This is a genomic window from Bradyrhizobium retamae (genome assembly GCF_001440415.1).
Taxonomy (GTDB): Bacteria; Pseudomonadota; Alphaproteobacteria; order Rhizobiales; family Xanthobacteraceae; genus Bradyrhizobium; species Bradyrhizobium retamae.
The window spans coordinates 1-8,629 of record NZ_LLYA01000014.1; the positions used below are offsets into that span (position 1 = coordinate 1).

General features: G+C 62.6%; 9 protein-coding genes and 1 tRNA gene. 4 read left to right on the forward strand and 6 right to left on the reverse strand.

Going from position 1 to position 8,629, the window contains the following annotated elements; all coding sequences use genetic code 11:
• Positions 1 to 41: 41 nt before the first annotated feature.
• Positions 42 to 137: a DUF3072 domain-containing protein gene (locus CQ13_RS47555; RefSeq protein WP_082637315.1), complete on the forward strand. Its 96-nt coding sequence runs from the start codon at positions 42 to 44 to the stop codon at positions 135 to 137.
• A gap of 92 nt (positions 138 to 229) precedes the next feature.
• On the opposite strand, the gene CQ13_RS04800 is transcribed toward CQ13_RS47555, so the two are convergent.
• A tRNA-Trp gene (locus CQ13_RS04800) sits at positions 230 to 305 on the reverse strand.
• Positions 306 to 452: 147 nt separating this feature from the next.
• On the opposite strand from CQ13_RS04800, the gene CQ13_RS04805 reads away from it, so the two are divergent.
• The gene (locus CQ13_RS04805) at positions 453 to 1,676 is read left to right on the forward strand and encodes a serine hydrolase domain-containing protein (RefSeq protein ID WP_057841877.1); all 1,224 of its coding nucleotides are present in this window, start codon (positions 453 to 455) and stop codon (positions 1,674 to 1,676) included.
• A gap of 165 nt (positions 1,677 to 1,841) precedes the next feature.
• Here CQ13_RS04805 and CQ13_RS04810 read toward each other — a convergent pair whose 3' ends face one another.
• Positions 1,842 to 2,609: an SDR family NAD(P)-dependent oxidoreductase gene (locus tag CQ13_RS04810; protein WP_057841878.1), complete on the reverse strand. Its 768-nt coding sequence runs from the start codon at positions 2,607 to 2,609 to the stop codon at positions 1,842 to 1,844.
• 62 nt (positions 2,610 to 2,671) lie between these two features.
• Positions 2,672 to 3,382: a histidine phosphatase family protein gene (locus CQ13_RS04815; protein ID WP_057841879.1), complete on the reverse strand. Its 711-nt coding sequence runs from the start codon at positions 3,380 to 3,382 to the stop codon at positions 2,672 to 2,674.
• A gap of 140 nt (positions 3,383 to 3,522) precedes the next feature.
• On the opposite strand from CQ13_RS04815, the gene CQ13_RS04820 reads away from it, so the two are divergent.
• Positions 3,523 to 4,308: an SDR family NAD(P)-dependent oxidoreductase gene (locus tag CQ13_RS04820; RefSeq protein ID WP_057841884.1), complete on the forward strand. Its 786-nt coding sequence runs from the start codon at positions 3,523 to 3,525 to the stop codon at positions 4,306 to 4,308.
• A gap of 17 nt (positions 4,309 to 4,325) precedes the next feature.
• On the opposite strand, the gene CQ13_RS04825 is transcribed toward CQ13_RS04820, so the two are convergent.
• From CQ13_RS04825 to CQ13_RS04835, 3 genes are read right to left on the reverse strand one after another with little or no spacing between them, the layout of a single operon-like run.
• Complete coding sequence (locus CQ13_RS04825) at positions 4,326 to 5,237, reverse strand: DMT family transporter (protein WP_057841880.1); 912 nt, start codon at positions 5,235 to 5,237, stop codon at positions 4,326 to 4,328.
• Positions 5,238 to 5,255: 18 nt separating this feature from the next.
• Positions 5,256 to 6,314, reverse strand: a complete 1,059-nt coding sequence (locus CQ13_RS04830; protein WP_057841881.1) for a phosphotransferase family protein — start codon at positions 6,312 to 6,314, stop codon at positions 5,256 to 5,258.
• A 57-nt stretch (positions 6,315 to 6,371) separates the two neighbouring features.
• Positions 6,372 to 7,604, reverse strand: coding sequence for an acyl-CoA dehydrogenase family protein (locus CQ13_RS04835; protein WP_057841882.1), 1,233 nt, complete (start codon positions 7,602 to 7,604; stop codon positions 6,372 to 6,374).
• Between the two features lie 204 nt (positions 7,605 to 7,808).
• On the opposite strand from CQ13_RS04835, the gene CQ13_RS04840 reads away from it, so the two are divergent.
• Positions 7,809 to 8,501, forward strand: coding sequence for a TetR/AcrR family transcriptional regulator (locus CQ13_RS04840; protein WP_057841883.1), 693 nt, complete (start codon positions 7,809 to 7,811; stop codon positions 8,499 to 8,501).
• Positions 8,502 to 8,629 lie beyond the last annotated feature (128 nt).

An 8,629-nucleotide genomic window follows, 5' to 3' on the forward strand; every position in this document is an offset into this window, starting at 1 on the left:
CCATAACCGCCGCCGCCTGACCGGCCCGGCCGTCACCAAAAATTGGCGATAGCTCGGCATTCAATGAGAACCTCACGAAGGCGGAAGCGTCGAAGCTGATCGACAAGATGCGCGAGAAAGCCGGCGTGGCAGAATAAACCGATCGTCGTCGAATGAAAGCGCTAGCTCATTGGGAGCCTAGAAGGGTCGCCGGCCGTCGCCGAAGCTCAATCTAAGTACTTGATTTAGCTGGCAGGAGTGGCAGGGCTCGAACCTGCGACCCCCGGTTTTGGAGACCGGTGCTCTACCAATTGAGCTACACTCCTGCAGGGAACCGCCGCATGCGTCGGTTCGTGCCGTTTCAAGCATAGGGCATGCCCCGATTGCAAGGGCGAAGCAGCTTACCGCGCTATCCAAAGCACGCCTTCTGCGCCAGACTTGGTCACCACAACAACAGCGCAACGGGAGAGACCATGAACGCGCAGACCGCCGCCCGGCAGACGTCCGCCCCCCAAACCCCTTCGCTCCCGCAGGCCAAGCCGGAAACCATCGGCCTCTCGAGCGTCCGCCTGCAGCGGATGTCGGACGCTTTCAAGCGGGAGGTGGACAAGGGAACCCTGCCCGGCGCCACCGTGATGGTCGCCCGGCGCGGCCAGATCGGCTGGTTCGATGCGATCGGCCACCAGAGCCCGGCCGCCAGCGCGCCGATGGCGCATGACAGCATCTTCCGTATCTTCTCGATGACCAAGCCGATTGTCTCGGTCGGCATCATGATGCTGGTCGAGGACGGCCACTTCATCCTTGGCGATCCCGTCGCCAAATTTATTCCGGAGTTTGCCGACCAGAAGGTCGGCGTCGAAAGCAACGGCAAGCTCGAGCTGGTGCCGGCGAAGCGGCAGATGACGGTTCAGGACCTGCTGCGGCATACGTCCGGCCTGACCTACGACCACACCGGTAACGGCCTCGTCCAGCAGCTTTATCAGCAGTCGCGGCTGCGCAGTCGCAAGATCACCAACGCCGAGCACGCGACCATGATCGCCGGCATGCCGCTGATCTGCCAGCCCGGCGCGGAATGGAACTACAGCCGCTCGACCGACGTCCTGGGCCGCATCATCGAAGTCGCCTCTGGCAAGTCGCTCGGCGCGTTCCTGACCGAACGCATCCTGGCGCCGCTGCAGATGGCCGAAACCGCTTTCCATACCTCGGAAGCGAACGCCGGCCGCCTCGCCGAACCGTTCGCGAATGATCCATGGAATGGCGACAAGGTGCAGCTCTTCAACATGCTGGAGAAGCCCGCGATGGAATCCGGCGGCGGCGGGCTGGTCTCGACCACCATGGACTATGCGCGGTTCTGCCAGATGCTGCTTAACGGCGGCGCGCTCGACGGCAACAGGATCATTGGCCGCAAGACGCTGGAGCTGATGGCATCGGATCATCTCGCCCCAGGCGTGAAGGTGGACTCGCCGCTGATGCCGCCCGGTCATGGTTTTGGCCTCGGCTTCGCGGTCCGCACTCAAAGAGGCATCGCGCCGTTCCCGGGTTCGCTCGGTCAGTTCTTCTGGAGCGGCATGGCCGGCACGTTCTTCTTCATCGATCCCGCGGAAGACCTGTTCACGGTCTTCATGATGCAGGGCCCCGGCCAGCGCGAATACATCCGCAACATGCTGCGGGACCTGGTCTACGCGGCGGTAGAGTGAACCCTGCCGTGCGTCCCAACATTGGCTGTCATGCCCCGCGAAGGCGGGGCATCATCTATGGGAATTGAGACGGCTGCGTTTACTGGATCGTCCGCCTTAGTGCGCAATTGCGCGCAAGGCGGACGATGACAACGAGGATTTGGCACAGGTCCAGCGCTCATCGCATCAACTGATCGTCGCGCCGCCGTCGATCACGATGGTCTGCCCGGTCATGAAGTCGCCGGCCTTCGACGCCATCAGCACCGCAGCGCCCGCGATCTCGTCCGGCACGCCGATGCGCAAGAGCGGCGAGCGCGCGGTGGAAGCCTTCAGCGTCTCCGGATTGTCCCACAGCGCCTTGGCGAAATCGGTCTTGATCAGGCCGGGCGCGATGCAGTTCACGCGGATATTGTGCTTGCCGTATTCGCAGGCCAGATTGCGCGCGAGTTGCATGTCGGCCGCCTTCGATATCGCGTAGGCACCGAGCACGGTCGAGCCCTTCAACCCCCCGATCGAGGACACGATCACGATCGAACCGTCGTTGCGCTCGATCATCTGCGGCACCACCATGTTGATCAGCCAATTGTTGGCGACGATGTTGTTGTCCAGGATCTTGCGGAACTGTTCATCGGAGATGCCGCCGAGCGGGCCGTAATAGGGATTGGACGCGGCGTTGCAGACCAGCACGTCGATTTTGCCGAAGGCGCGGTTGGACTCGTCGACGAGGTTTTGCAGGTTTTCCTTGCTGGAAATGTTCGCGGCGATCGCGACCGCCGTGCCCTTGCCGAACTTGTCGTTGATTTCCTTGGTGACCTGATCGCAAACATCCTGTTTGCGCGAGGAGATCACGACCTTCGCGCCGTGCTCGGCCATCCGCTCGGCGATGGCACGGCCGATACCGCGCGTCGAGCCGGTGATGACGGCGACTTTCCCGGTCATATCGAACAAGCTCATGTCTCTCTCCCGATGTTGATCCAGCGCGATGCCGGTTTCGTCTTCAATTCGAACTTAAGGCGTCAACCGAGCTTGGTCGACGGCGGCTCGACCTCCGGCCCGGCCGGCTGGTGCATGGCTTGGTGCGAAGCGTCCGCGATCCATGGCTGCTGGTTGACCATCGGCAGCCGCCAGCGGCTGTGACTGGCGCTGGAGAGGTGATCGAGCCGCGTCACCGAGCAATTGTCGATATCGAAAGCCATGCCCTTATCGGGATGGCCGCCGAGTGCATGACCGATGGCGGCTCTGATCGTGCCGCCATGAGCGACGACGATCACGTCCCTGCCCGCCTGTTCGGCATTGATGCGCTCGATAGCACCGCTGACGCGGTTGTAGAGGTCCATAAAACTCTCGCCACCGGGCGGGACCTCGTCGATTTCCGCAAACCAGTGACTGCCGAGCGGACGGCTGGCGAGGAACGCCGCGCGATTGAGGCCTTGCCACTCACCGAGATGCTGCTCGGCGAATGCGTTCACATGCGGCATCTCCGAAGGTTTCGGAAAGCCCGCGGCCCAGATCGCGTGCGCGGTCTGGTGCGTGCGCTTCAGATTGCTTGCATACCAGATTGCGTTGCGCGGCAGAATTTTTCCGACCGCTTCGAACACGATGCGATCGCTGCAGTCGCAGCCGAGGTCCTTCTGCCCGTAAATGCAGCCGTTATCTTCGCGAACCGGCGCGTGGCGCACCCACCACCATCGCGTACTCACCAGTCGCGGTTTGTCTGCGTTGGACATCAGCAAAGCCCTTCAATACTGTTCGTTGTCGCTGTACGTCAGAGCACGCATTGTCTCAAGTCACTCTGACGTTTGAAATCTTGTTTGAATTCCGCGAGGCGGCAGACGCCGGCGTGTATAACACCGTAAGGGAGAAGCTCATGGGCCGCCTCGAAGGCAAATCCGTCGTCATCACAGGTGCGGGCAGCGGCATCGGGCGCGCGGCGTCGCTGCTGTTCTCCAGGGAAGGCGCGAAGCTCGTGATCGTCGATCGCACCGACGGCGCGAAGGAGACCGCCAAGCTCGTCAGCGATGCCGGCGGCACCGTCGAGGCCGTCATGGCGGATGCCGGTTCGGAAGCCGATGTGAAGGCGTTCATCGACAAGGCGGTTTCGAAATACGGCCGGCTCGATGCGATCTGGGCCAATGCCGGCGTCAGCGGCGGACTGGTGCCGCTGGCCGAGCAGACCGTCGAGCATTGGCAGGAAGTTTTGCGCATCAATCTGATCGGCCCGTTCCTCGCGATCAAGCATTCGATGCCGCACATGATCCGGCAGCAGTCTGGTTCGATCGTCTGCACCGCTTCCGTCGCTGGTCTGAAGGCTGGCGCCAGCGGACATCCCTATGGCGCGAGCAAGGCCGGCGTCATCAGCCTGGTGCAGACCACGGCCTATTCGCTGTCCGGCACCGGCGTGCGCATCAACGCGGTCTGCCCTGGCCTGATCGAGACCGGCATGACCAAGCCGGTATTCGACCGCGCCAAGGAGCGCGGCACCTCCGACAAGATCGGCCAGCTCAATCCCCTGAAGCGTGCCGGCCAGCCGCACGAACTCGCCGCGATGGGCCTGTTCCTGGCCAGCGACGAGGCCTCCTACGTCAACGGCCAGGCAATCCCGGTCGACGGCGGCCTCACCGCCTCGATGCCCTACACCGGCAAGCCGATTTGATATTTGTCGCTTCATGATCACAACCCATCCGGCGGCAGGCCCGATGACTCTGCCGCCAGCGCGCGGTGGCGGATGCGCTCGCGGTAGAAGGCGTAGAGGCCTGACAACACGATGATCGACGCGCCCAGCACCATCATTGTATCGGGTACATCGCCGAACACGAGGTAGCCGAGCAGCATCGCCCATAGCAGCGCGGAATAGCGGAACGGCGCCACCGCCGAGATGTCGCCCGAGCGCAGCGCCGAGATGATGCATTGATAGCCGATCAGCAGCAGCACCGCGGCCAGCGCCTGCAGGCCAAGGGCGCTCGCCGATGGCGGCGTCCAGCCACCGAGCGGAACGAGGATAGCGCCGCCGGCCACCGTCACCGTGACGGTCGTCAGCAAGGTGATGAACAGCGAGGGAATCTTCGCTGGGATTTTTCGGGTGGCGAGATCGCGTAGCGCGCAGAACGCGACCGACACCAGCGCGAACAGCGAGAACTGGCTGAAGCCGGCAAGCCCCGGCCGCACGATGATGAGCACGCCGATGAAGCCTGCGACAATCGCCGACCAGCGCCGCCAGCCGACCGGCTCGCCGAATATCACCGCGGCGCCCAGCGTGATCGCCAGCGGCAGCGCCTGGAAGATCGCCGAGGTGTTGGCGAGCGGCAGATGCACGAGCGCTGCCATGAACGAGATCGTGCCGCCGATCTCGCCGAACACCCTGAGCGCCACCGGTTTGAGCATCAGCGTGCGCAGCGGACGCAGCGCGCCCTGATGATACGCGAACGCCGCGACCAACACGATCGCGAACAGCCCGCGCACCAGCATCACCTGGCCGAAGTTCATCTCCGACGCCACCGCCTTGGTGATGGAGTCGTTCATGGTGAACGCCGCCATGGATACCGCCATGAGCAGGCTGCCGCGGATATTCGGTGAGAGTGCCAAGTCGGTTAGTCGCGCTGATTAGGTCGCGCCGGCCTTCTGAGCATATTCCCAGGAGGACTTCGACAGCGGCACGGTGCGCGCCGCAGACTCCAGCGCCTTGGCGTTGGCCGCGGTGCCGTCGCGGATCCGGCCGGCGATACCCTGCGTGATGCCGGCGAGGCGGAACATGTTGTAGGCGAAGTACCAGTTGAGATCGGGCACTTCCATGCCGGTGACATTGCAGTAGATCTGCGCCGCCTCCTCCACGCTCGGAATGTTCAGCGCCTTGAGGTCGGCTTTTTCCAAGCCCGGCATGGTCCACTGCATCAACAGATAAGTGAAATCGGCCATGGGATCGCCGAGCGTCGACAGTTCCCAGTCCAGCACCGCCTGCACCCGCGGTTCCGTCGCGTGGAAAATCATGTTGTCGAGGCGGTAGTCGCCGTGGACGATCGAGACGCGCTTCTGTTCAGGTACAGTTCGCGGCAGCCATTCGGCTACCTTTTCGAATTCCGGAATGTGCTGGGTTTCCGAGGCGCGGTATTGCTTGGTCCAGCGGTCGATCTGGCGCGCGAAATAATTGCCCGGCTTGCCGAAATCGCCAAGCCCGATCTGCTCGGGATCGAAGACGTGGAGTTTCGCCAGCGTCTCGATCTTGCTGGTGAATATCTTGCGCCGGTTGTCCGGCGTTTGGCTCGGCAGTGTCGGGTCCCAAAACACCCGGCCGTCTTCCATCGACATGATGTAGAAGGCGGCCCCGATCACGGCGTCGTCGGTGCACAGCGCGTAGGCCTTCGCGACCGGAAAGCCCTGCTTGCCGAGTGCTGCAATGACGCGGAACTCGCGGTCGACCGCATGCGCCGACGGCAGCAATTTGCCGAACGGCTTTCGGCGCATCACGTAGGATCGGGCCGGCGTTTCGAGCTTGTAGGTCGGGTTGGACTGGCCGCCCTTGAACTGCAGGACTTTCAGCGGTCCCTGGTAGCCCTCGACATGCTCGCGCATCCAGCCGTCGAGGCTCGCCTCGTCGATGCGATGGCGCTCCTCGACTTCCTTGGTGCCCGAGAACTCTTCGTCTTTCCTGACGCCGTCCGCCACGATGACGCTCCCTTGGATTCTTCTTGGACTTTGGGGAGCGCCATCGATGGCCTCCCGTTAGTGCGTAGCGTTTGCATACTTCCGAAGTTCAAGTCTGGCAATGGCACGGTTATGCACCTCGTCCGGACCGTCCGCCAGCCGCAGCGTGCGCACATGCGCGTAGTCCACCGCTAGGCCGGCGTCGTCGGAGACGCCGCCGCCACCGAACGCCTGGATCGCGTTGTCGATGATCTTCAGCGCCATGTTCGGCGCCGCCACCTTGATCATGGCGATCTCGAGTTGCGCGGTCTTGTTGCCGACCTTGTCCATCATGTCGGCGGCCTTGAGGCACAGCAAGCGATTCATCTCGATATCGATGCGGGCTTCCGCGATGCGCTGTTCCCAGACCGAATGCTCGATGATCTTCTTGCCAAACGCGGTGCGCGACGACAGCCGGCGCACCATCTTCTCCAGCGCCTCCTCGGCCTTGCCGATGGTGCGCATGCAGTGATGGATACGGCCCGGACCGAGACGGCCCTGCGCGATTTCAAAGCCCCTGCCCTCGCCGAGCAGGATGTTCTCCTTGGGAACACGGACATTCTCCAAGAGTACCTGGGCGTGGCCGTGCGGCGCATCGTCAAAGCCGAACACCGGCAACATTTTTTCCACTTTGATACCGGGCGTGTCGAGCGGAACGATGATCTGCGACTGCTGCTGGTGACGCGCCGCGTTCGGATCGGTCTTGCCCATCAGGATCGCAACCTTGCAGCGGGGATCGCCGACGCCGGACGACCACCATTTGCGGCCGTTGATGACGTAATGATCGCCATCCTTCTCGATGCGAGTTTCGATGTTGGTGGCATCCGACGATGCCACCGCAGGCTCGGTCATCAGGAAGGCGGAACGGATTTCGCCGTCCATCAGCGGCCGCAGCCATTTGCGCTTCTGCTCCTTGGTGGCATAGCGCATGAACACTTCCATGTTGCCGGTATCGGGCGCGGAGCAATTGAAGACTTCGGAGGCCCAACTGATGCGGCCCATCTCCTCGGAGAGCGGCGCGTATTCCAGATTGGTCAATCCCGCGCCACGGAATTCATCATCCTCATGCGAGGACGGCGGCATGAACATGTTCCAGAGGCCTTCAGCGCGCGCCTTCTTCTTCAGATCTTCCAGGATCGGAATCACCTTCCAGCGCTCGCCCGCCGCGTCCTGTTGCTTATAGATCGGCACTGCGGGACGGACATGCGTATTCATGAACGCGCGGACGCGGTTGAGCCATTCCTTTTGCTTGTCTGACATATCGAAATTCATGGGACGCTCCTCGGCTCTCGGCTTCTGAAATCGTTTGGCCGCACTGTCTGCCCGCCACTCACGGCCGGCAAGCCGTTTTGCGAACCTGACAGTCCGGTCGGCTGGAGATGCGACACGTTCGCAAACGTTATTGACATTTCCAACCCTTCAAACGATAGTTTCATACAACTGTTTGAATTGCAACTCCCCAAACGGGGGCCAGATATGTCGAGCGATCGGACCCGATCTGCCATTCTCGCCGCCGCTGAGCGGCTGTACGCCGATCGCGGCTTCGGCGACGTAACGCTGCGCGACATCGTCGCGGAAGCCAACGTCAATCTCGCTGCGGTGAATTACCACTTCGGTTCCAAGGACGAATTGATTGCGGAGCTGTTCGTCACCCGCAGCCTTGCCACCAACCGCGAGCGCCTCAACGAGTTGAAACTTGCGGAGGAACAAGGCGGCGGCCGCGCGCCGATCGACGCCATTTTGCACGCGCTGGTGAGCCCCACCCTGCGCGGCTGCCTCGGCCCGGACCGCGAGGGTTCGACCGCCGCGCGCTTCATGATCCGGGCATCCATTGAATCGGTGCCGCCGATCCGCCGCATCAAGAACCGCGAGGTCGATCACTTGCGGAAATTTATCGCCGCGATGCGCCGCTCGCTGCCCGGCCGCGACGACGCCGAGCTCTATTGGGGCCTGCACTTCGCGCTGGCGATGTCGCATCACACCATCCGGGAGAAAGAGCGGCTGACGAAATTGTCGGAAGGACAATGCGACCTCAACGACGTCGATGCCATCGTTGACCGCGTGGTTTCGGTCTCGGTGATGGCGCTGACGGCTGGCGAAGCGCCAGCGAAGAAGGCACCCGCTCGATCGGCGATCCCGCAAGGGCGGCTGACTCGGCAAGATTTGTGAGCTGAACTTGTCAATGCGCTAAGTTCGCGTAGCACCGCTCTTTCCACGTCATGTATGGACGGCCCCCTCTCGGCATGTATGGACGGCCCCCTCTCGGCAAGGGTTTTCTTGGTGTTTCAGCAAGCGAT

Coding starts and splice junctions, on each gene's coding strand:
- CQ13_RS04805 (WP_057841877.1), top strand. CDS start 453: ATGAACGCGCAGACCGCCGCCCGGCAGACGTCCGCCCCCCAAACCCCT.
- CQ13_RS04810 (WP_057841878.1), bottom strand. CDS start 2,609: ATGAGCTTGTTCGATATGACCGGGAAAGTCGCCGTCATCACCGGCTCG.
- CQ13_RS04815 (WP_057841879.1), bottom strand. CDS start 3,382: ATGTCCAACGCAGACAAACCGCGACTGGTGAGTACGCGATGGTGGTGG.
- CQ13_RS04820 (WP_057841884.1), top strand. CDS start 3,523: ATGGGCCGCCTCGAAGGCAAATCCGTCGTCATCACAGGTGCGGGCAGC.
- CQ13_RS04835 (WP_057841882.1), bottom strand. CDS start 7,604: ATGAATTTCGATATGTCAGACAAGCAAAAGGAATGGCTCAACCGCGTC.
- CQ13_RS04840 (WP_057841883.1), top strand. CDS start 7,809: ATGTCGAGCGATCGGACCCGATCTGCCATTCTCGCCGCCGCTGAGCGG.